The sequence below is a fragment of the Pirellula sp. SH-Sr6A genome, from assembly GCF_001610875.1.
In the GTDB taxonomy this organism is placed as follows: domain Bacteria; phylum Planctomycetota; class Planctomycetia; order Pirellulales; family Pirellulaceae; genus JBKCUI01.
In genome coordinates this window covers 3,876,884-3,899,172 of record NZ_CP011272.1, presented here as the reverse complement: position 1 = coordinate 3,899,172, position 22,289 = coordinate 3,876,884, and the positions used below count along the sequence as shown (strand labels likewise).

General features: G+C 56.0%; 18 protein-coding genes. 10 read left to right on the top strand and 8 right to left on the bottom strand.

The annotated features are described in order from the left end of the window. Window positions 1–33 precede the first annotated feature (33 nt). The 5 genes from VN12_RS14910 to VN12_RS14890 form a co-directional block, all read right to left on the bottom strand. Window positions 34–1,965 carry a CehA/McbA family metallohydrolase gene (locus VN12_RS14910; RefSeq protein ID WP_205855053.1) on the bottom strand — a complete coding sequence of 644 codons (1,932 nt, stop codon included), beginning with the start codon at window positions 1,963–1,965 and terminating at the stop codon, window positions 34–36. A gap of 127 nt (window positions 1,966–2,092) precedes the next feature. Continuing rightward, window positions 2,093–2,605 carry a DinB family protein gene (locus VN12_RS14905; protein WP_168164434.1) on the bottom strand — a complete coding sequence of 171 codons (513 nt, stop codon included), beginning with the start codon at window positions 2,603–2,605 and terminating at the stop codon, window positions 2,093–2,095. A gap of 40 nt (window positions 2,606–2,645) precedes the next feature. Beyond that, on the bottom strand, window positions 2,646–3,512 hold the full coding sequence (locus VN12_RS14900) for a universal stress protein (protein ID WP_168164433.1): 867 nt from the start codon (window positions 3,510–3,512) through the stop codon (window positions 2,646–2,648). Window positions 3,513–3,749: 237 nt separating this feature from the next. Further along, window positions 3,750–5,237 (bottom strand): cardiolipin synthase, encoded by a 1,488-nt coding sequence (gene cls / locus VN12_RS14895; RefSeq protein WP_146677571.1) that lies wholly within the window; start codon window positions 5,235–5,237, stop codon window positions 3,750–3,752. A 21-nt stretch (window positions 5,238–5,258) separates the two neighbouring features. Next, window positions 5,259–5,969, bottom strand: coding sequence for a metallophosphoesterase (locus VN12_RS14890; protein WP_146677570.1), 711 nt, complete (start codon window positions 5,967–5,969; stop codon window positions 5,259–5,261). 140 nt (window positions 5,970–6,109) lie between these two features. Between VN12_RS14890 and VN12_RS14885 the strand changes: the two genes are divergently transcribed. Together VN12_RS14885 and VN12_RS14880 are read left to right on the top strand one after the other, a co-directional pair. Then, window positions 6,110–7,585 (top strand): S1C family serine protease, encoded by a 1,476-nt coding sequence (locus VN12_RS14885; RefSeq protein ID WP_146677569.1) that lies wholly within the window; start codon window positions 6,110–6,112, stop codon window positions 7,583–7,585. 108 nt (window positions 7,586–7,693) lie between these two features. Continuing rightward, window positions 7,694–8,416 (top strand): pyridoxine 5'-phosphate synthase, encoded by a 723-nt coding sequence (locus VN12_RS14880; RefSeq protein ID WP_146677568.1) that lies wholly within the window; start codon window positions 7,694–7,696, stop codon window positions 8,414–8,416. 16 nt (window positions 8,417–8,432) lie between these two features. On the opposite strand, the gene VN12_RS14875 is transcribed toward VN12_RS14880, so the two are convergent. After that, on the bottom strand, window positions 8,433–9,797 hold the full coding sequence (locus VN12_RS14875) for a sigma-54-dependent transcriptional regulator (RefSeq protein WP_240491158.1): 1,365 nt from the start codon (window positions 9,795–9,797) through the stop codon (window positions 8,433–8,435). 380 nt (window positions 9,798–10,177) lie between these two features. Between VN12_RS14875 and VN12_RS14870 the strand changes: the two genes are divergently transcribed. Next, the gene (locus VN12_RS14870; protein ID WP_205855052.1) at window positions 10,178–11,581 is read left to right on the top strand and encodes an MFS transporter; all 1,404 of its coding nucleotides are present in this window, start codon (window positions 10,178–10,180) and stop codon (window positions 11,579–11,581) included. Here the strand turns inward: VN12_RS14870 and VN12_RS14865 are convergent. Continuing rightward, window positions 11,516–12,088, bottom strand: coding sequence for a hypothetical protein (locus tag VN12_RS14865; protein ID WP_146677567.1), 573 nt, complete (start codon window positions 12,086–12,088; stop codon window positions 11,516–11,518). The genes VN12_RS14870 and VN12_RS14865 overlap by 66 nt on opposite strands. Before the next feature lie 195 nt (window positions 12,089–12,283). Between VN12_RS14865 and accB the strand changes: the two genes are divergently transcribed. The 3 genes from accB to VN12_RS14850 are packed head-to-tail and all read left to right on the top strand — an operon-like array spanning window position 12,284 to window position 15,099. Continuing rightward, window positions 12,284–12,799 carry an acetyl-CoA carboxylase biotin carboxyl carrier protein gene (accB, locus tag VN12_RS14860; protein ID WP_146677566.1) on the top strand — a complete coding sequence of 172 codons (516 nt, stop codon included), beginning with the start codon at window positions 12,284–12,286 and terminating at the stop codon, window positions 12,797–12,799. Window positions 12,800–12,820: 21 nt separating this feature from the next. Then, on the top strand, window positions 12,821–14,176 hold the full coding sequence (gene accC / locus VN12_RS14855; protein WP_146677565.1) for an acetyl-CoA carboxylase biotin carboxylase subunit: 1,356 nt from the start codon (window positions 12,821–12,823) through the stop codon (window positions 14,174–14,176). Window positions 14,177–14,187: 11 nt separating this feature from the next. Next, the gene (locus tag VN12_RS14850) at window positions 14,188–15,099 is read left to right on the top strand and encodes a dihydrodipicolinate synthase family protein (protein WP_146677564.1); all 912 of its coding nucleotides are present in this window, start codon (window positions 14,188–14,190) and stop codon (window positions 15,097–15,099) included. A gap of 156 nt (window positions 15,100–15,255) precedes the next feature. Here the strand turns inward: VN12_RS14850 and VN12_RS25875 are convergent, their stop codons facing one another. Further along, window positions 15,256–16,749 carry a DUF11 domain-containing protein gene (locus VN12_RS25875; RefSeq protein WP_168164432.1) on the bottom strand — a complete coding sequence of 498 codons (1,494 nt, stop codon included), beginning with the start codon at window positions 16,747–16,749 and terminating at the stop codon, window positions 15,256–15,258. Here VN12_RS25875 and VN12_RS25870 point away from each other — a divergent pair. The 4 genes from VN12_RS25870 to VN12_RS14830 all read left to right on the top strand — a co-directional run bounded on the left by VN12_RS25870 (window position 16,748) and on the right by VN12_RS14830 (window position 22,273). Further along, window positions 16,748–17,593 (top strand): hypothetical protein, encoded by an 846-nt coding sequence (locus tag VN12_RS25870; RefSeq protein WP_168164431.1) that lies wholly within the window; start codon window positions 16,748–16,750, stop codon window positions 17,591–17,593. The two genes, VN12_RS25875 and VN12_RS25870, sit on opposite strands and share 2 nt — an antisense overlap. Window positions 17,594–17,990: 397 nt before the next feature. Then, window positions 17,991–19,466, top strand: coding sequence for a decarboxylating NADP(+)-dependent phosphogluconate dehydrogenase (gene gnd / locus VN12_RS14840; RefSeq protein WP_146677562.1), 1,476 nt, complete (start codon window positions 17,991–17,993; stop codon window positions 19,464–19,466). A gap of 39 nt (window positions 19,467–19,505) precedes the next feature. Beyond that, window positions 19,506–20,435 (top strand): hypothetical protein, encoded by a 930-nt coding sequence (locus tag VN12_RS14835; protein ID WP_146677561.1) that lies wholly within the window; start codon window positions 19,506–19,508, stop codon window positions 20,433–20,435. A gap of 107 nt (window positions 20,436–20,542) precedes the next feature. Then, entirely contained in the window at window positions 20,543–22,273 is a 1,731-nt protein-coding gene (locus tag VN12_RS14830) for a DUF1549 domain-containing protein (RefSeq protein ID WP_146677560.1), read from the top strand. Window positions 22,274–22,289 lie beyond the last annotated feature (16 nt).

Here is a 22,289-nt window from a genome sequence, read left to right as displayed (position 1 = left end):
CACGAGAGTTGCTGCAATGGTTTAACGCGAGGCTTATCGCCCGGTCGATTGCAGCGACTCGACTTGCGTCGTGACGCTGCCATCGAAGCGATCCAAATCCTTCGCTAATGCCGCTCGGTCCTCACCATGCTTTTCTAGCAGCCGCGACGCGTACGCGTAGGCTGATTGAAATTCACCGTCTCCGTCACCATCCACCCAGATCGGGTTGGTCAATCCGATCACGCGCGATGCGATTGTTTTACTGGTCGGTTGCCAGGGTCTCGGTAGTGCCCAATGCGCGGATGCCACACCTGGACCGGTCGCAATCACCACCACATGCACATCGTGAGCAGGCCTCGGTATGCGCCAGCGGATTTTCGCTTTCTCTCCCGCCTTACCCTGATCGTCAATGTCCACCTCGCGCAGAAGTATGCCATTGGCGTAGAGGGCCACGTGATCAGCCTTTGCCCAAGACGGTCCCGAAACGAGGGCCTCGACGTCCAGATGGCTGCCAAGCTCGGTCGCTAAATCGCCTACCGCAAATCGATTGTTGATTCGGAATTGAGCCAGCAGGCCCATACTCACCAACAGTCGTCCTTTCTGATAACTTTGCCAAACCTCTTCCAGATCGAGATGAGCCGGGTCGGAGTCTTTTGCTGCAACATAGGTGCGACCTTGTCCCAGGATGAAACGACTGACGTCATGGGTGTCGCTGGAGCCGATCGCAGCGATCCGATGCCCGCGATTGAGCAATGCGAACCAATCGCGAATCAGCTGATGGATATCCGACTGCAAGGCGGCAGATGTCACCACTTCGATGGCATCGACACTTTTTAACGCCTTGGCATCGTCGTGCTGTCCCGTCTTTGGATGGAAGTGTGTTCCTTCTAATGGGATAAAGCCGCTGTGGAGATCCCGCGGGTGATTGAGAGTGATAACCTCCACGCCAGGCGTCGATCGGATCGCAGGCAATAGCTTCGACCAATCTTCCAATTTATGATCGACGACCGGTGCACCGGGTTGGATTGGAAACGCGTTGAAATGCCCCCGCTTGGTTGTGACTTCATTGCCGATCACCGATGTGAATCGGTCTTGTAAATCCATACTCTTCTGCACCGGCCCATAATCGACATGGTGGTTGTGATCGGTCGCAATAGCCAGCTCGATCCCTTCACCTGCAATGGTGATCATCCGTTCATCAAGTCGAGCGTCACCATGACCGCTGTGAGTCAGTGTATGAATGTGGCTGTCTGTAGCGATCCAGCCCTCGGTGGAAACTTCGCGACGCAGAGAGAGTACTATGCGTTTCGATTCTCCTGGACTCAGCGAAATGCGAGTCGTGTCCGTTCCCCACTCGAAACCACGTCCTGCCGTGAGGACGTATTCTCCTTGTGGTAGCGACAACGAGGCCTTGCCTTCGCGCGCGTAGACGACACCCACGCGCGTGGCCACATCGCGCGCGGGCTCCGCTAGCAACGGCTGCAATGTTCCGTCGGGTTTGGTTAAGGTAAGGCGAGAAGGGATCTCGCTTCCTGTCTCCCTGTCGACAACCGAAACTTCGATCCGTGTTTCCTTCAGCAGCTCGTTCCTCGAAGTAGGAACGATGGCAATCGGCCCCACCTCGATATCGTCGAGCGCGGTGGGGGCCTCGATTCTCAAAACATTCTCTCCTTCGCGAAGCAAGCCGGGAGGGACCGCGCACAGGCTTTCCATGGCACCTTCGAAGGACTCGAGTGTCCCAAGCTTTCGGTCATTGAGCTTGATCGTCCAAGACAGTTTGACATCGCGCTGCCATACTCTCAGGGTTTGCTCCGATGCGTTGGCCTTCGATGCGAAACGTATTTCTAAGGACTCCGCATCGACGGGTACTCCTTCGAAATGGTCCCATTCCCACTGACCTGGCTTACCCAAATGGAGACGGCCGGTCGTGAGCACCTGTTCGTCACCGGCTTGAGAAACACCTCCCAGGCAGCAAAACAAGGCCATGGCAAGGGAGCTGGGGACTCGCAGCACAGAGCCGCAACGGGACGATGAAATCATGAGTCGGTGGCGTCGATGGAGGTAAGAAAAGGGAGGGAAACACCGATCGATTAAAAATTCGGTGAATCGCAATCTATCGCGAGGTTTCGGAAAGCAGCCTGCTCCGAAGGATTTCAAAATGATGATCCAAATGTCCGAATATCATTCCGCAAAGCATCGTTACATCCATCTTATAACCCGCCGCGATGCCGGCACGTTTCCACGCATCGGGAGGCAAATTGCCAAACAGCGAAACGGATGCGGCACGAACCGAGTGGAATTCATCGACCAATTTCGTCCAATCGATTTCATTCGCGAGGGAGTGACGAGAGAACGCGTGTTCATCGAAGGAGGGCAGTGGCTCGTTAGCGCCGCGCGCAAACCACAGTGCCCGAAAGGCAAATACGCGCTCCGTATCGATGATGTGCTGGAGCACTTGGCGAAAGGTCCATGTATACGGCGCGTGAACCACCGTCGTGGCAGCCGGTTCGACCCGCTCCGCCCAGTGAACCAAGTTTCCTGCCTGCGAGCGAAGCTGATCCACCGGCTCCGCGCCTGCTACGACGCGATTCAAGTACTTTTGAAAATAAGGCTCTACGCTTTCCACAAAGACACGGCCCCGGGGAAAATTCCGAATGACGTCAGGATCAACGGCTGATCCAGATGGAGCAAGGGGCATTCCGCAAAACATATCGGGTGACGCTTCCTAAGAGAAACCGTCCCATCAGTCCCTTGCCGGTATCCCCTAGCATCATCAAATCCGAGTGATGCTTCGTCGCGAATCGAACCAGCGTGTCCCCTACATGGTTTGCTTCTTCCACATGGATCGACGCCGCAGGAAACCGATGTTGGCATTGAACGACGGTTTGAGCGAGCTTCGCTTGCATGCTCTTCTTGCTGTTAGACGTATCGATCGCGATGGGGATGTCCGAATAGGTGTAAGGGAGCCGAACTACTCCCACAAAATCGACCTGGGCAGGAACCGTCCACCCTGCTTCGCAGAATTTGCTGAACGCATTGCTGGACCGGTCCGAGTCGTCGATACCGACACAGATCCGAAGCTCATGCTGCTTCAGCTCTTCTAGCATTTGCGAACGGGCCACCAGCACTGAACATTTCGCATGAGTCGCAACAAAATCGCTGACGCTCCCTAGCAGAAAGCGATCGATTTTCGTGTGGCCGGTCGCTCCAAGAACGATCAAGTCAACTTGTTTGTCTGCTGCCGTATCGACGATCGTCTCCCCCGGATGGCCATCGACGACTAGCGTCTCTACGGTCGCGTTCGCACCTTGAAATAAATGTGCTGCGCGTTGGCAAGCCTCCATACCACGCGATTTTTCTTCTGCGATACAACGATCTACAACGCTTTGCGACTCGACAACTCCAAAGAACTCGTACGCCTGATTGACGAATAAAATCGTGAGCTCCAACCGGTCGCGATGGGGCAATCGCGCTAGAAGGGATGCGGCATCCATCGCGGTCGAGGAGCCGTCGGTAGCAAGCAATACTTTCATCGCTGAGTTTCCTTGATGTGCGGAAGTGGGAGGGAGTGCAAAGAGTCGAGCGCGGAAACATGCCGCTCCCGCTTGGTTATAACACGAACCCTGCAATCGCAGTACCAGCCATCGGATCCTCATGCAAACCGTGCCATTTCGAAACAACTGGACGGTCGACTGGAACCCAAGCGCTCCTTTTTTGCGATCCCGACCCGCTCCACGCGCAGGTGGGCTTTTCATGGATATCGAAGGAGCTCAAAGAAGCGGCCCCATAAGCCGAGCTGTCTTTTCTCCGAATCGAGTTAGGAACGAACGACTGAACCAAGCAACCGGATCGATCATTTCCGATTGGTTGAGATACTCCTGCTGCAATGCTCGAAGGGTATTGGTAAAGGTGATATCGTACACCGCGAGAGTGAGCTCAAAGTTCAAGCGAAAGCTTCGCGGATCCATGTTGAGCGAACCAAACAGGCTGATATGCCCATCGATCGTCACGCTCTTAGTATGCAAAAGACCACCGTGAAATTTGGCGATGAAGACCCCCGACTGCATGAGGTCACCCATGAAGGCTTGACTCGCCCAGCGGACCAACAACGAGTCGACGATTGCAGGTACCACGACGATTACCTTTACTCCTCGCTGCGACGCGGTGGCCAACGCCATTTGCAGCGCCTCGCTCGGAACAAAGTAAGGAGTGGTGATCACGAGCTCTCGGCGCGCGAGATAGATCGCGGTGATTAGCAATCGCTCGATCGCTTCCACTTGATTGGCCGGTCCCGACGGGAGGACTTGAACCGCCGCGGTCCCGCGTTTGCGAATCAATTGATCTCCCGTCACGTCGGGTAATTCGGTTCCACCCAAATCGGTTTCGACATACCAATCCTGCTGGAATGTGATCGCCAACGCTTCGACGGCGGGGCCTTCCAGTCGGGTCATCGCATCGATCCATTGCCCGAACCCAGCCTCGCTTTTGAAGAACCTAGGATCGACCAGATTGAGACTCCCGGTCCAAGCGATTTGGTCGTCGATCAGCACGAGCTTGCGATGCATGCGGAGATCGAATCGCACAAAAGGAATGCGCCAAATCCCCCCTGGCAACGCCGCCTCAACCCGTATTCCCTTTCGGCGGAGCACTTGAATGGTATCGCTGCGAAGGAATGGCAAGCTACCGATGCCGTCGACCAGAACACGACACGTTACCCCACGCTCGGCAGCTCGCATCAACGCCTCGGCTACGTCGCGTGTCCGCCCGGCATCATGCCAAATATAAAACTCCATATCGCAGCTGACTTGCGCACCATCGATGTCTTGGATCATGCGATCAAAGACATCCTCCCAATCGCTTAGCAGTTCAAAGTGATTGCCGGGCAACGCTGGTACTTCGAGCATGCGTTCAGCAGCCCTGGCCAACATTTCACAATCCTCTCCAACGGAATGCCAATGCACCCGCAGGTCCCCTCGATCCAGTTTTCGATATCGAAGTCGCGAAGGTTCTCGGAGTTGCCTTACCAATCTCGCGCGGCGCGAACCGAGTCGCAACTCGCCGATCAACAAGTAAACTCCCGGCCCAAGCATCGGAAACATGAACACCACGGCGATCCAGGAAAGAGTCGCCCCTACCGAACGATTGCTCATGATGACGCGGATAACGATCGTCATCGTCAATCCGGTATGGAGCAATAATGCGATGATGCCCCAATAGAACTCAGGGAACTCGTTCAGACTCGGCAGAACACTCAGCATCGCGAAAGTGAATCCTGTTGTTTAACTCGCAAGCTGCAGTTCCAGGATCCGAAATGGAAGTCCCTTGATACACGCTCCTCCGTTGTGAAACACCAAGCCATCATAGCGGACGGATGTCATTGAGCGATGCGTATGCCCGAAATAGACATCCGTGACTCCCTGCGTCGCGTCGAGCCCTTGCTCTCTCAAATACCGGGCGAGCTTTTTCAAGACCCATGCTCTCCTCCTCGCAAAGGTGGCCACGGCCCGATGCACCTTCACTTGAACCGCTACGTCGTACAACCAATGCCGATACGATTCCGGTACAGGATCGCCGCTGTGCTTTTTTCTCCGTTCGTCCACTTCGTGATGATCCATCCCACCATCCAGCACATCTCCATGCAAGAAGACAGCGTGTCCGAATCGAAGCCAGTACGGCTGCCACTGCAAATTCTTCTTCTCGAACACCAAACGGTCCAAGGCTGAAACGTAGCGGGGGTGGGAATCGTGATTTCCCAACAGATAATAGAAGCTGCAGTTGGGGTGTCGATCGGTTAATTCAGAAAGCCATTCCACGGCTTTTTCGATCGTCGAGTCGAGCGATGGATAACAGCTCCACTTAAAGTCAAAGATATCACCACCCAGAATGACTGCGCCCGCCCGGTCGGCTGCTTGTTCCAAAACCCGTTCATATCGACCGAAATCAGTCCTCCTCGAGAACAGGTGCAGATCCGAGAGGAAGTAACATCGCATCGGTTTCCTGCTTTTACCAAACCCAAAGAGAGGGGAATTCTTTGCATCAGAAGCGTTTCCAAGGTACAAATTATCCTATGCGAGGGTCGTTTATTCCGCGAGGTAGGCCCCCGAAAAATAGCCAGTGAGGAACTGTGCCTATGGCCCCCCATCCCACCGATCAGCCTGCTGACTCGTTCAACGACCGGCCCATCGCCGAAGAATCTCTGCGGGAGGGCTCGATCGATCGCTCCCCGTCCCCACCCCCATTCCTATTTCCTACCGATGCCTCGCCATCCACGCCGCGAGAGGGTGTGGAGCCCGCGGAAAATGCTCCAGCAAATGGAATCCCAGGGATGCAGACGGAGGGCTTGCCACGCGACGAGGAATTTCTGGAAGAGGTTGCCTCCGAACCCTCTCCTGGGAACGCCTACTCCAGCGCCAAGTCCCTGTTTTTATCAACCTTGACGAGCTTAGCGGTCGTCGTCGTCCTCCTGGCCGTCCTCCGTCTTCTCCTCCCGGCGACCTTGGAGTTGTCTCGGTATTCCTGGCATCGGGGCCAATTGCGCGCCGAATACGAAGTCGCCGGGGAACAACTCCAACAAGTATCCTTGGAAGGGCTCTCCAGCATCTCTCAAACGGTCGCCAAACGAGTCGTCCCGAGCGTCGTGCATATCACCACGAGCATGGCCGAATCACCCCTGACCAGCGTGATCGGCCGCCGGTCGATGACCGGACACGGCAGCGGAGTCATTATCGATAAAGGCGGTTGGATCCTCACCAATAGTCACGTGCTCGACGACGGGCCGGTCATCCATGTTTATTTGGCGGACGAGCGCAATTGCCTCGCAGAATTGGTCGGGAGCGATCCTTTGACCGATCTCGCGGTTCTCAAAATCAAAGCGGACGACTTGCTTCCGATCGCTTGGGGGGACAGCGACGTCGCTCAGGTCGGCTCGCCGGTTTGGGCCGTCGGTAGCCCCTTTGGATTGACTGGTTCGATTACTTTTGGAATCGTGAGCAGCAAACATCGGCTGGATTTGTCCGGGACGCAATACGACGACTCAGGATCCGTCCGCACCGGACGAGATCGCAAACGTGGTCCCACGGCCCGATACAGCGACCTCATGCAGACCGATGTCGCGGTCAATCCTGGCAATAGCGGCGGACCTCTCGTCAATGGGCGCGGCGAATTGATCGGGATCAACACCGCCATCATCGGGGAGTCCTACCGAGGTGTCAGTTTTGCGATCCCTAGCAATGTGGCCCGCCAAGTCTTCGACGAAATTGTTCAGAACGGAAAGATGCGCCGCGGCTGGCTAGGAGTGGAATTCGTTTCCGTCTCGCGATACCAACAGCTTCGAGGGGAGGAAATGCCTCTTGAAACAACCTACGAACTGACGAAGGAGCAAACGGGAGCAATGGCCAATCGGATCTTGCCCGGTTCTCCCGCCGAACTCGCTGGGCTCGCCGAAGGAGACTGCATTATCTCCGTCAACGGCATCGCAATCCGAGGCGTCGAAGATGCCATCTTCCGAATAGGCAATAGTCAGCCAGGATCGAGCGTGGACCTGGAGATCGAACGCAACGCCGAGCGACAACGCCTTTCGATTACGATTGGACAGCGTCCCGATTGATCGTATAACGACGCTATCTCAAGATTGATTTGCCGAGCGGTTTGCAAATGGGTTTCCCAATTTCCAATCGCCCTTCTTCCCCATGGAAAGCTTAAGACTGGATTCGGAATGGTAGAGCTAGGAGTCAATATTGACCACGTTGCCACAATTCGTCAAGCGCGTCGCACGGTCGAACCCGATCCAGTCGCAGCGGCATACTTTGCGGAGCTAGGTGGTGCCGACACCATCACGGTCCATCTCCGGGAAGACCGCCGACACATCCAAGACCGCGATGTGCGAATTCTCAAAGAAACGGTGCATATCAAACTGAACTTTGAACTTTCGTGTGCACCCGAGATTGTCGATATCTGCTGCGCGACCCATCCGCGTCAGGCAACACTGGTTCCCGAACGCCGCGAGGAAGTCACTACCGAGGGTGGACTCAATCTTCTTCGAGGAGACGGGGTCGTAGAGCAAGCGATCGAGAAACTCCGTGATCAAGGGATCGAAGTCAGTCTGTTTATCGATCCCGATCGCGAACAAATCGAAAAGGCGGAGGCCCTAGGTGTCCACGCGATCGAATTGCACACAGGCCAATATGCTTTGGCCCGGGGTGCTGATCAGCGGCGGGAGTTGGATCGACTCACTCAGGCAGGTGTCATTGCCACCGATCTGGGGCTGCGTCTGCACGCAGGGCATGGTCTCACCTATCAGAATGTGATTCCCATCGCGTCCATCCCTAACATGTTCGAGCTCAACATCGGTCACAGCATCGTCAGCCGGGCAGTGTTGGTAGGATTCCAGGCAGCTGTAGCCGAAATGAAACGCTTGATCCAAGTCCCTCGAGCATAAAGACGGAAAAGACCGGTCACGCCCGCTCGAGGTCCTTGAGCTTCTGCTGCAGACTCTGGCGATGGATTCCAAGCCGTCGTGCAGCGGCGGACACATTGCCCTGCTCTAGCTCCAACGCGCGCTCGATGGCGACGCGCTCAAACCACTCGACCAATTTTTGTTTACCCTCGGTGAGAGGGACTTCCAAGTAGGGAGCCAACCAGTCCGTGTTCGAGCCCACTTCCGAGTCGGGGCGAGGAGGGGCCAGTCCAAGATCTTCCGGTTCGATCGCCGACGACCTTGCCATGGCTGCCGCACCCTCGACTCGCTGCTTGAGTTCTCGGATGTTTCCGGGCCATGCGTAGCGAAGGATCGCTTCGGTGGCTTGAGGGCTGAATACCAATTCCCCTTGGAGGAAATGGTTGGCCAGGAGCAAAATATCCTCGCTGCGAGCGCGGAGGGGAGGGAGTTTGATCTCAATTCCTCGCAAACGAAAATAGAGATCGGCTCGAAATCGTTTCTGTTCGATCGCCGATTCCAAGTCCTGGTGTGTGGCGCTGATCACCCGCACATCGACCGGTATCTCTTCTTCGCTCCCGACCGGGGTCAATACGCCTTCCTGCAATACTCTCAGCAATCGCGTTTGTACAGAGACCGGCATGTCTCCGATTTCATCGAGGAACAGCGTGCCCCGATGCGCCTTGCGAAAGACCCCCTCGCGATTGCGATCGGAACCAGTGAATGCACCTTTCACATGGCCGAATAATTCGCTCTCAATCAAGTGTTCCGAAAGAGCCGCCGTGTTGACGGCGATAAAAGGACCGGTGTTGCGAGGACTGAGGCGATGCAGTTCGCGCGCGACCAACTCTTTGCCCGTACCGCTTTCACCCCGAATAAGGATGGGTAGTGAAGTGGAAGCGGCTTTGCGAATCTGATCAAAGACTCGGTGCATCGAAGGGCTAATGCTCAAGAGCGCGCCGAGAGACGGAATTGAGTCTAGCTGCGATTGCAGTTCCAGGACGCGCGCCTCCAGTTGCCATCTTCGTTGGCTGCGCGCAACGATTGTTCGGATATGGTCGAGGTCGTAAGGCTTGACCAGGAAGTCGGAAGCTCCGCGACGGATGCATTCGACGGCGATGTTCACACTGTCGTTGGCCGTTACCACGATGATCTCTGGGAGTCGCGAAGGTGGTGAGTCCCGAAGAGCATCGAGTACCCCCAATCCGTCTTGAACAGGCATGTTGAGGTCGAGAAAGACTAGATCGGGCTGATTCTCGTGGATCTTCTCAATGGCTTGCCCTCCATGCTCGGCTTCCAGGACCGTGCGAGCATCGTTTCGTATAGCGCGATGGAGCGCGTAACGAGCGGTGGGATCATCTTCAACGATCAGGATCTTCATCATGCGCATGCCGGGCTTGAGGGGGGAAGCGGATCTAGTTTACACCGCCCACGTCCTGCACATGGAGCCATTTCATGGAACCACGTCAATTTGTCACTGCGCATGGGGTTCGATGCTCGATCCGAGATTTGGTACTGTTGTCCCAACGTCGAGAGCATCGCTTGCAAGGGTCTCGTTGATCGTCCCGAGTTCGACAAGTCTCGCGATGGGAGAGGAATGGTTGAACAAGTTGCAATGAAAGGGCGGGATGTCGATTCGCAAAAAAGCAACGACGAAGTGAGGTACTGGCCGCTTACGTCCCGCTGATCTCGAAATATGCTATAACGATCGCCGTTGAACCTTCCCCGTTTTCTCCCTTCACCATATCCCACCGGAGGCATCCAGTGCCAACTCCTGAGTCTACATCAGGTCCTGCTTCGACCTCGGATATCGCGTGGTGGAAACAGCTCAATGGCTACCATTGGTTTGTTTTCATCATGGCATCCTGTGCGTGGATGTTCGATTGTTTGGATCAGCAGTTGTTCATCCTCGCGAGGAACAATGCGGTCGTCTCGCTCGCGCCCGACTTGGATGCCAAAGCCTACGGTGGGTATGCAACGTCGATCTTTATCGCGGGTTGGGCGATCGGAGGATTGATCTTCGGTGCGGTGGGGGATCGTATCGGAAGAGCGAAGACGTTGGCTATCACGGTGCTGATGTATTCCATCAGCACGGGACTCAGCGCATTATCCAACAACATCTGGGAGTTCTTCGCGTATCGATTGCTTACCGGATTAGGTGTGGGGGGCGTTTTCGGGCTCGCGGTGGCCTTGATATCAGATAGTTTGCCGGAACATGTACGGTCGAAAGCGTTGGGATGGCTGCAAGCCCTATCGGCAGTCGGGAACGTTACGGCAGGGATGTGCAGTGTGGCGTTGGCCAAAATGGATCCAAACGTTTCCTGGAAGTATTTGTTTCTCATCGGCGCGACCCCGGCCTTCCTTTGCATCTTTATCATGGTTCGATTGCGGGAGCCCGAGAAGTGGGTGCGCGCCAAGCAAGCCAGCAAGGAGGTTGGGGGCAAGGCAATGGGATCCTACGCGAGCCTCTTTGGTGAACCCCGTTGGGCCAAACCCGCGTTGCTCGGGATGATCCTTTGCGTCGCGGGAGTCGTCGGCGTCTGGGGCGTAGGATTTTTTAGCCCGGAGTTGGTCGGAAGCGCGCTAGACAAATCGCTCCGAGAAGCGGGATTGACCGGAGCGGAATTGCAGGCAGAGAAGACCAAGTGGACGGCTTACGCGTTGATCATTCAAAACATCGGTGCGTTTTTTGGCATGCTCGCTTTCGCCCGATTAGCACAAGCCATCGGTCGCAAACCCGCCTTCTACATCGGAACCTTTGTGGCGATGGGCGCAACCATCTTCTTCTTTCAGTCTTTTAAAACCCGTGCTGACATTTGGATGAACGGAGTGATGGGCTTTGCCCAGCTGGCATTGATGGCAGGCTACGCGATCTATTTGCCAGAGCTTTTCCCGACGCGACTGCGGAGCACGGGGACTAGCTTTTGTTATAACGTCGGGCGTTTCATTGCCGCGACCGGCCCGTTTACGTTGGCCGTATTGCAATCCTGGTTGGGGGCCGCCGCCGTCGCCAAACTGCCGGAAGGGGCGGATGCGGCAGCCCAAGCCGCCGCAAAACTCGACGCGTTCCGATTCGCCGCTTGCTGCATGAGTGGTATCTACCTAGTCGCGTTGTTTGTTCTGCCTTTCTTGCCAGAAACGAAGGGCCAGCCTCTTCCCGAGGACTAGGGCGAGCAAAACAAGCGTGGCTCCGATGCCGAACCATCGGAGCCATCCCGACTTGAATACCGCGGTGGCATTCAGCGCGATAAAGCACAGGAAGCCGAGCGAGAGAGCGTGGTAAAGACGCGGTAGTCGCTCGTGCCGCTCGGACGCGAAAGCTGCCAGCACGGCGTCAAGGGACCAAACCGCCAGAAATGCGTAGTTGACATAGAGCCCGGCTCCCAAGGCGATTCCAAGCAGGTCCTGGGTTTGATCAGCCGTCGACTGGAATGCCTGTTGTTGCGATCCATTATGGAAGGTCAGCAAAGCGCCCAGGCTGTGCCAAACAGCGAGCCCCGCACCCAGCAGCCACATCGCAGCGACCGGTCGAGCCGAACGTTTCCCGCCGAGGGCTTCGATCGCGAGTACGGCAACGAAGAACGCCAACGAGGCTCGGATGGCCAGAAGGGCAGCGAATTGCCAAGGAGTTTCAGCGGTGGGTGCGACAGCGAGGAGCCAGAAACCGATTCGCATGGCCTTGTGCCTAGGGCTTCCGTGGGCGGAACGTGGACGGTATAAAACGTGGTCTTTTAAGGAACTATGACGGCAAGACGCAGCCCCGGGAATTCTAATCGAAGTCCGAGGAGGTGCGAACAGCTGGTCTCTATTCTGCTTACTGCACCTCCGGTTGAGAAACCTACCCATTTTGGATCCGAAAGGCCCTGTCCGATGACGGAATCGAGCAAAGCTGACGATGTGTTTGACATCGATCGCATCCGCAAATTGATCGAGTTGATGAAAGAACACGATCTTGGCGAGATCGATTTGCGTCAGGAGAACCAGCGCATCCGACTTTGCGGTGCAGGACATGGGCACCCGATTCTTGCCAGCGGGATGGCTTCCATGCCGATGATGGCCGCACCCGCTCCCGTAGCAGCACCCGCCGCTGCCATTGCACCTGCAGCGCCCGCTGCTCCTGCATCGGATGTCGATGGTCCTCACATCGAGATTATCAAATCACCGATGGTCGGAACGTTCTACGCACGTCCCAATCCGAATGCGAAGAACTTTGTCGAAGTCGGGTCGTCGGTTCAAACCGATACCGTCGTGTGCATCATCGAAGCGATGAAGGTATTCAACGAGATTCCAGCAGAAATACGCGGAAAGATCGTTCAAGTCCTCGTGAAGAACGAAGAGGCGGTCGACTACGGCAAGCCGTTGTTCAAAATCGACACAAGAGGCTAACTTTAACAAGCTGACGGAACTATGTTCAATCGTGTCCTAATCGCCAACCGCGGCGAGATCGCCCTTCGTGTCATTCGAGCCTGCAAAGAAATGGGGATCGAAACCGTTGCGATTTATAGCGAGGCAGATCGCGGTTCGCAGTATCTGGAATTGGCCGACCAATCGTTTTGCGTCGGACCTCCCAAATCGGCGGATAGCTACCTTCGCTTCGAACGCGTCATCGCGGCTGCCGAAGCCAGCGGTGCCGATGCCATCCATCCCGGTTACGGGTTCCTCGCCGAAAACGCGCAGTTCAACGAAGCCTGCCGCAGCTCGAACTTCGAGTTCATCGGGCCATCCCCCGAAGCGATGGAAAAGCTCGGTGATAAAAACACGGCTCGCGAAATGGCTGTCGCCGCGGGGGTTCCCGTCGTTCCCGGTAGCGATGGACTCCTGGATTCCGAAGCAGAGGCCCTGCAAGCGGCTCGGAAAATCGGCTTCCCCGTTTTGATCAAAGCCACCGCGGGTGGCGGTGGCAAGGGGATGCGCGTGGCGACCGACGAAGCCTCGTTGCAGACGTCTCTGTCCCAAGCCCAAACTGAAGCCAAGGCTGCCTTCGGGAACGCAGGTGTCTACCTGGAGAAGTACATCGACCGACCTCGACACGTCGAGGTGCAAGTCATTGCGGACCAACACGGAAATATCATTCACCTTCACGAACGAGACTGTTCGGTTCAACGACGCCACCAAAAGCTGGTCGAAGAAAGCCCATCCCCTCGACTCCCCGAGGCGACGCGCAAAGCGATGTGCGACGCGGCGGTTCGAATGGTGAAGCAGGCCAACTACCACAACGCAGCAACCGTCGAGTTCATTGTCGATCAGCAAGACAATTTCTACTTCATCGAAGTCAACGCTCGGATCCAAGTGGAACATCCGGTCAGCGAAATGGTTTCTGGCGTCGACTTGATCAAGTCCCAGATTCTGGTCGCTGCTGGCGAAAAGCTGCCGTTCTCCCAAAAGGACATCCAACCCATCGGTGCTGCCATTGAATGCCGCATCAATGCCGAGGATCCCGATCGCAATTTCCAGCCTTGCCCAGGTCGTATCGAAAAAATGTACATCCCTGGGGGCTTGGGAGTCCGTGTGGATTCGCACGCCCATCCTGGTTACACCGTTCCCCCTTACTACGATTCGATGATTGCCAAAATCATCGTCCATCGACCCACTCGCGATCAAGCGATCGAGTGCATGCTTCGCAGTTTGTATGAATTGCGAATCACCGGTATCAAGACGACAGCGAGCTTCCATCAAATCGTGTTGCGACAACCCGAGTTTGTCGAAGGCCGTGTGGACACGAAATGGGTGGAACGCGAACTACTACCACGAATCAAAGCTTAGAGAACCAAACCATGTGGACGATGCCGGCTACCCCTGAGAAGCTTTCCAGCAGCGTAATCGCTGTTCCTCCCATGGCTCGCAATGAGAAAGGGGTGATCTGCAAAGCGAACAACGCCAAGATCATCCAAGCCATCGAGGCGGGTGGAGTCCATATTTTCTTGTACGGTGGCAACGCAGTCTTCTATCACATCCGTCCGTCGGAGTACGCGGATGCTTTAGCGGTCCTGGCCGAATGCGCGTCAGCCTCCTCCCTCATGATCCCCTCGGTTGGCCCGACCTATGGCGTCATGATGGATCAAGTAGCACCGCTGCGCGACTTCAACTTTCCAACCGTCATGATCCTCCCGCAAAAAGAGATTGCGGATGAAGGCGGTATCGCGACCGGAGTACGACGCTTCGCCGAAGCGTATGGCAAGCCTGTAGTTCTCTATCTCAAACACGATCGTTGGTTGAGCCCTGAAACTGTCGGCAAATTGCACCGCGATGGGTTGATCAGCTGGATCAAATATGCTGTGGTCTTGGATAAGCCGGAACACGATCCTTACTTAAGGGAAGTTCTCGATGTCGTTCCATCGAATATCGTCATCAGCGGTATTGGGGAACAGCCCGCCATCATTCACATGCGCGATTTCGGCGTTGCAGGATTCACCAGCGGTTGCGTCTGCGTGGCCCCCAAACTTTCGATGGATATGCTGCGGGCCATCCAAGCGAAGGACTATGCGAAGGCGGAATCGATTCGCGAGATCTTCCGGCCTCTAGAAGATTTGCGAAACGGGATCCAACCGATTCGCGTTTTGCACCACGCGGTCGCAGGAGCTGGCATCGCGTCAACCGGTCCGATGCAGCCATTGCTCGGCGAATTGACCCCAGAACAACAATCCCTTGTCGAAGCCGCCGCCCGCGAACTCCGTTCCCATGCCTAGCCCTGGGCTGCCACCTCGAACACCCCATCGTACGTTGCGCTAGATCGCTGGTAACCGAACGCCAGCGCGATACCGGCCCATAGAGTCGCAATTCGCTTCTGCAAATTCACGCGACTCGTACGCACGTTGTTCGCAACAAGCTGATCTGTAACAGCTTTAGTTGTCCGAATAGACCTGCGTGCTTTCTTCTTTGATGACAGGAACCGGGCGATTCTTGCTCTTGAGTTGCGCTCGAACCACGTGCGTCCCTTCACGCGTGTGACGAATCGAGACGCGATAGACTTGCTGGTCCTTTGGCTGCATCGCTGGAATCGGCGCGAAAACGATCGCTTTCTGCGACGCTTGATGATTGACAGGTGCATGCACTTGTTCGGATCGCGATCCTTCGGGCAACTCCAGGACCAATTGCACTTCGCTGTCCATTCGCGTCCCCGTGTTGGAAACCCGAATGAGATAGGTCGTATAGCCATCGGTCTCGATTGGGTCATTGTCGTCCTCGATGGAGAACGCCAATTCGCTCTGTCCCTCCACTTGCACTTTCTTGTCGATCGGATCGGAATTCACACCGTCAGCAGACCCTTGCATACGAAGGACAAAATCTCCTTCTTGAACCGGGAGGAGAGCCACTTCCGTGGAAGCCATCGCGCCGGCTGCCAGTTCGGCGAGAGACCATTCCACAGCGTGCTGATCGGGCATGTAAGTCCCTTCGTTTGCCGCGCTGATGAACTCCATGCCTCGCGGAAGGTAAACGGTAAGTCCGACATTGTTGGCCATGGCGGTTCCGGTGTTCGAGATCGTCGCGCGATAGCTCGCTTGGCGTTCAAGGTATCGAAGGCGCGGACCTTCGAGTTGGACCGCAAGTTTCGGTAGGACCACGTCGATCGTCGCCGACGATTCGCAGACTGCTTGATTGGTCGAGATGGCCCGAACTTTATTGACTGCTTGGCCGGCCGAAACGGCGGTCAATTCGATCTCGACCCGTTCCGATTCTCCAGGAGCAAGATCGCCGAGGGTCATGCCGAGGGTAGAAACCCCCGAGGCATGCCGCATGTTGGCAGGAACATCTTCTTCCAATTCAACACCCCGCGCCGTTCCGGTCCCGGTGTTGGTCACTTCGATTTGAACGCGAACGGTTTCCCCTCCCAGAACCGATTCTGCGGCAGTCTGTTTGACAGCCAGTTTGGGGAGGGTGCTCATGGTTCGAACCGAGGCTTGCGCGGCAAAGGTGACGCTCGCAACCGATCCGAGCTCTCCCTCGGCTTCTGGAACAAGCTCGACCGTAAGGACTTGTTCGGCTCCGGCGGCAATCTCGCCGAGCTTCCATAGCAGTTTGCCGTTCCCGTCCACTTGTGCGGTGGGATTGGTGCGGACCAGTTTCGCACCGCGCGGCACTGCGTCGTGCACCGCTACGTCAAATGCGGTCGCGCTGCCGACATTGCGAACCAGAAGTGTGAAAGTCGCAGGCAATCCTACTTGGACCTCCGCCGGTGCTCGCTTCTGAATTTCCATGCTGGGGTTTTGTGCGCCGTCGAGGTGCCGCACACCCGGGGCAGGGCTAGCGAGCACGCTATTGGCCCCAACGGGAACAGCCGAAAGGGAGGCACTTTCGCCTCGATCCGACAACGAGCTTCGCGTGGATGCCGAAGGCATGGTTCCTGCTGACGAACGTGGGGTGGGCATCGGTTCTGGCACATCGGAAACCGAACGTGTTGCTGAGGATGAGCCGAAGCTCTCTGGGGCGAGGGGTGTTGCGAACGCATTGGTTGGAGATCCGAGCGGCGAGCTTGGCAGCGGCTGGCTCGGAAGGGATTGGTTGGGCAAGGTCGGTGGTTGCAGTCTCGCGGTCGCGGGCCCCTCTCCCGACCCCAATGGGTTCGATGATGAATCGGTCTCTAAACGACTGGATGCACCCGAGCTGGAAAGTTCAGGTGGCAGCGAGTTAGGCAACGAGTTCGTCAAAGGACTTGTCGTTTCGATGGAGGGAATCGACGAAGGGGTAGCTGTGCTGGGGATCGGCGAACTGGTTGGAGGGAGCGATCTTGGCGTGGAGAACGGAGAGGGCGAAAGATCGGATGGTACCACTGGGGACGCATCGCTCGGCAGCGCATTCGCGGAGGGGAACGTACGAGGTGTAGGTGCTCCGTCGGTCGACGTCGGGGTACCAGGCAAGGGATTGCTCGGAATAGGGCTAGGCAAAGGGGAGCCCGGGAGCGATGGGGAACTGTCCCCGAGGGACGGGAGGCTCGGACCGGATCCAATCCCCGGCGGTTCCGCCAGCGACGAGGCTTGCGATTCCCTCTGCTGCTGGCTGTACGCGACGAGCGAGGCGGGAGAGCGAAATGGGTTCGACGGGTCTGCGATCCGAGAGCTACTACCCTCCATCTCCGATCCAGGCATCGAATCGTTTCCGCGGACGACCGGGGGAGGAGGGGGCCACGATTCAGGGGTTCCGCTCAAATCGTGGGAAATGCCTTCGACCGTTTGGTTTGCATAGGAAGGGGAACCGTCGATCGGCACCAAATCCTGCGTTCTGGCGTCGCGCTGAGCTAACGCCATCGCAAGAAAAATCATGGTTACGGTTGCCGCGATCCCGCTTCCTGCGAGGGAGTACGCTTTGAGTTTCGAACCGTCCATACGATTGGATCCATCCCAACATTTTTGGCTGCAGAAGCTAATGGTTTCGCCGCATCATCGCTACGATTCGCTGGTTCCTTAGCTGCCCGGCGATGACTCTTCACGCTTGGGTCATAGCAAATAGCCGCCCGCAAAGGGAAGATCACTCTGCATCGATGTTGCTGAGAACGGGCTTAAGGACTAAAATCCGGCCTCTAAATCAACTGGAATTGCCAGCTTTCTTTCCGATTCCTCTTCTTTCTCCAACCTGCACTCCAATGAGCGAACTTTGCGATTTCGGCCTGATCGGCCTGGCTGTCATGGGTGAAAACCTTGCCCTCAACGTAGAAAGCCGTGGCTACCGAGTCGCCGTTTTCAACCGCACGACCGACAAAGTGGATGAGCTCATCAAAGGGCGAGCGGCCGGAAAGAATTTCGTCGGATGCCACTCCATCGTCGAGATGGTGAAGAATCTCAAGCGTCCGCGTTTCGTCATGATGCTTGTCAAGGCAGGACCAGCCGTCGACGATCTCATCGAACAGCTTCTCCCCCATTTGGAACCCGGGGACATCATCATTGACGGGGGGAATACCCACTTCGCGGACACAGAGCGACGTACGTCTTACGTCGAGAGCAAAGGGCTCCTCTACGTCGGAGCTGGAGTTTCCGGAGGAGAAGAGGGTGCTCTCAAGGGACCGAGCTTGATGCCCGGCGGCAGCAAAGCGGCTTGGGAAACTATCAAACCTATTTTCCAATCCATCGCCGCCAAGGTAGGGCCAAACAACGATATCCCTTGCTGCGAATGGGTAGGACCTCGCGGTGCAGGTCACTACGTGAAAATGGTTCACAACGGGATCGAATACGGTGACATGCAGCTGATCTGCGAAGCCTATTTCCTCCTCAAGGAAGCAGCCGGCCTCACCAACGACGAACTTTACAATGTCTTCGCCGACTGGAACCGTGGGGAACTGCAAAGCTATTTGATCGAGATCACTCGCGATATTTTCAGCGCGAAGGACGATCAAGGTGGTAACGGATACCTCGTCGATACCATCCTCGATGTTGCAGGCGCGAAGGGGACAGGCAAATGGATGAGCCAACTCGCTTTGGATCTCGGCGTCCCAAGCACCCTCGTGACCACCGCTGTCTACGCCCGCTCGCTATCGGCCATCAAAGAAGCACGGGTTCGAGCTAGCAAAGTCCTGCCCGGTCCTGCGTCATCCCACAACGCATCCTTTGATGGTCCGGTCAAAAAATTGGTGTCGGATAAGAAGGCCTTTGTCGAAGCTGTCAAACAAGCGCTCTACGCTTCCAAGATTTGCTCGTACGCCCAAGGCTTCGTGCAATTGCAAGAAGCTAGCAAAGAGCACAAGTGGGATCTCAACTATGGTGACTGCGCACTCCTGTGGCGCGGAGGCTGTATCATCCGTGCTCAGTTCCTCGATCGCATCAAGGAAGCCTTCGATGCACAACCAGATCTAGAGAATCTCCTGCTATATCCTTACTTCCAACAAGCCATCGAGAAGGCACAAGAGTCCTGGCGAGCCGTGATCATGGCAGCAACCCATCTCGGATTGCCCGCGCCCGCGTTCACCACGGCATTGGCCTACTACGACAGTTATCGCCTCCCGCGATTGCCTGCGAACTTGCTCCAAGCACAACGCGATTACTTCGGTGCCCACACGTATCAACGAGTCGATAAACCTGGCACCTTCCACAGTGAATGGCTCGATCTTCGCAAGAAGCCTGAGTAGCTATTCACTCCGTTTAATGTAAGAGAGCCCCTCCCCATCATGTCAGAATCCAAGCCTCTTTCGGTTCGCTTGGATCCATTGGTGGAGGGGGCATCGGCGTTGGGCAACCGTGCACACGCCTGCCAAATTGCAGCCAATGGCAAGCCAGGATTTGCTGCTCCTTTGCCGATCTATACCCGTGTGATTCACGATGGGCAATTGAGCGCAGGCCTAGTCGACGTGCTGATCCAGGCGAGTGAAGAGCATCGGATACCATGGATCGATGCCCCTGCGACGAACGCCCCGACGAACTCTCCGACGGGCGTCGCACGGATCGCTACGATCGAAATCGATACGCCGATCGATTTCGAATCGATCGAGCGCGCTGCGGCGATCCAATTGCAGTTCTACGGCATCCCGTTTCATAAAGGAGCGGCAAATCGTTACTCTCGTTGGAGGCCAGCGATGCCGATCGAAATCCATGCGATCGAAGATCTGGCACACAAAGTGGATGCAATCCGCGGTTGTTGCAAACCCGGTGTGCCAGTCGGAGCCGCTATCATCGCATCGGAAGGAACCATCTACGAAGACGTGCGATTCATGGTCGACAGCGGTGTGGACTGGATCGAAATCATCCACGCTCCTTGCTATGACTTGCTTCCCGAAGCGTGCTTCACTTTCGACGATGTCAGTCGCTGTTTGACGAAAGGGGTAAAGGCTCGCAATGACTCCAAACGAACTTGCCCGCTCTGGCTTACGTCGTCATCCGCTCAATTGAACGACTGGCTCCGATGGTTTGATCAAGGAATCCAAGCGATCTCTATCGATGCTTACCTCGCATCCCATCGGCCAGTTCACAACGCTCCTCGCGATACCTTGGCGGGGATTCGGGTTCAAAACACCAACCCCCACGCCGCCCATCTGTGGATTCATGATACCGTGAGGGAACTAGTCGACCGCGTGAGCGATTTGGTCGTTTTCCGCAGCTAAGTGCTTTCGCCTTCAGTACAATAGAGACTCCTCGCCTTACCCACCCCATTGCCTCTCCCCGATGGCTGCGGCGACACACAACGCCGTGGCTTCCGTAGGTTCTCCCCATGGTTCGAACTCGAATCACGCATTTTGATCACCGGTCCAAGTCTTTGTCGATGCGAACCAACCTGGCCGCCACCAATAGGCACTGGTTTCCAAACAAGATTCTGTGGTGCGTCATAGCGGTTGCAATCGCGGCAGGTTTGCCTTCAAAGCCATCGATCGGACAAGATGCTGCACCGGAGGGTCGGGCATTCGAGTCTCCGGTCGCGGCCGCTCCGAGCCTGGATTACAACGCGATCGATCGTTTTATCCAAAAGGGTTGGCGAGACGCCAAAGTGGCGGGGAACGAGGTCTGCACTGACGAGGAGTTTGTCAGACGCGTCAGTTTGGATCTGATCGGGCGAATCCCGACCCTGGCAGAACGCGAGGAATTCTTGAAGGAGAATCTCGCCAACAAACGGGAGAGCCTGATCGATCGCCTCTTGGCAAGTCCCGAGCATTCCATCCATTTTGCGGAGGTATACGATGCGATCTTGATCGGTCGCACCAGCCGCGAAGAATTGAGCAAACGGACCGAGGCGGGATGGTTCGCCTACTTGGAACATTCCATCGGGGAGAATAAGCGATGGGACCGTGTCGCCGAAGAGATTCTGCTAGCGCGCAGTGAAGAGGATCGAGGAGCCCATTGGTATCTGTTTGCACGCAAGGAAAAACCGGAGGCAATCGCAGAGGCTGTCTCGAAGGATTTCTTTGGTGTTCGGATCGATTGCGCCCAGTGCCATGACCACCCCCTATCGTCCGAAATACTCCAAAAACACTACTGGGGCTTGGTGGCCTTTTTTAATCGGACCAAGAATGTTGGCTCCCACGAGAAGCCCATGTTGTCGGAATCTGCGATCGGTGGATTCTCCGAGTTCAGCAACGTGGAAGGGGAATCATATCCCAACGAATTGGTGTTCCTGGGCGATCGGCGGGTGGACGAGCCGCGGCCCGAGAAAGATGCGAAAGTAGAAGATAGCCCCGATCTCTATGTGTCGATCGAAAAGAACGAATATCGCGTTCCGAAGTTTTCACGCCGACAAGCGTTCATCGACAAAGTGCTTCACGATCATCCGCTATTGGCCAAGTCCATGGTGAATCGAATGTGGGGCTGGATGATGGGGCGTGGACTCGTTCATCCCGTGGACGCGATCGACAGTTACCATCCTGCGAGTCACCCGGAGTTGCTCGAGTGGCTTGCACAAGACTTTGTTGCATCGCGATACGATGTCCGTCGCTTGATCAAGGGACTGGCGATGACCCATACTTACCAATTATCCTCTGCGGTGAGCGGATCGGTCGATCCCAAGTGGTTTACCCATTCGATTCCAAAGCCACTTACGGCGGAAATGCTTCAGCGGTCTCTGTTAGCAGTGCTGGAGCCTAAAGAGAAAAATAAGTGGAACAATAGGCAGCACCGAACCGACTTTGCAAAGCGATTCCCCGATGTTCTACCCGAGGAATCGATGTCGAACGTGTCACAAAGTTTGATGCTCACCAACGGATCGTGGCTCAATGAGCTTCTCGCTCCGGAAAATTCGTTGTGGATGGAGCGACTGGTCGGGGAAGAAAGCAGGGCCGAGGATTCCTTGGTGATGGAATTGTTCTTGCGGACGGTCGGGCGACAACCTGACAAGGAAGAATCAGAGCGATTGCGTAGTTTCTTGGAGGATCGTCGAGAGCGGCGCGCTCGTGCAGTCAGCGACCTGGTTTGGGCGCTCCTCACCAGTGCCGAGTTTCGATTCAATCACTAGATGAATATGAGTTTTG